At 39.5% G+C, this 527-nt stretch carries 1 protein-coding gene; it reads left to right on the top strand.

The window, feature by feature from the left end:
- Nucleotides 1-221: 221 nt before the first annotated feature.
- Nucleotides 222-527 (top strand): YSIRK-type signal peptide-containing protein (locus O3651_RS10115; protein ID WP_371610330.1); only part of this gene is annotated, 306 nt, incomplete at its 3' end.

The following is a 527-nucleotide window of genomic DNA, read 5'->3' as shown; positions in this document are numbered from 1 at the left end:
ATGTGTAAAAAACATTTCCGACACAAAGTTTGGTACATAGCCATTAGTCTATGTACCAGCGATTTAAGGGCGGAACATGGCTTGAGAAAAGATATAGTGTAAGTTATGTTCCGTCTGTTTTTACGATAAATTCAATTTAAATAAGTCAAATAAAATATATTTTTTTAAATAAAGTTGCAAACGCTTACTGGTGAGAAGCGTACAGCTAGGAAGGTTCCTTTATGGAAAAGAAATGTAAGTTTAGTATTCGAAAATATGCTATCGGTGCTTGTTCTGTTATGATAGGTGTCCTGTTATTTGGTATGCCATTGGCATCGGCTGATGTGGTACAACCGTCCAGTTCAGCAACGGTTACTAGCGAGTCATCAGGTGGCAGAGAAAATGATTCTGGTACGGTCGAGCGGGTAGAAGGTCTAACCAGTCTACCAGCTGAATTGGCAGATAAATTAGCAAAAGCCGACTCTGGCGACAATGGAGGAAGCAGTTCTGATAATAGCGGAAATACTTCTGAAGCAACATCAGAGGTA

The sequence above is a fragment of the Streptococcus sp. 27098_8_73 genome, assembly GCF_041432495.1.
GTDB lineage: Bacteria > Bacillota > Bacilli > Lactobacillales > Streptococcaceae > Streptococcus.
The sequence above is the reverse complement of the archived record's forward strand: the minus strand, read 5'-3'. Positions and strand labels throughout refer to the sequence as shown.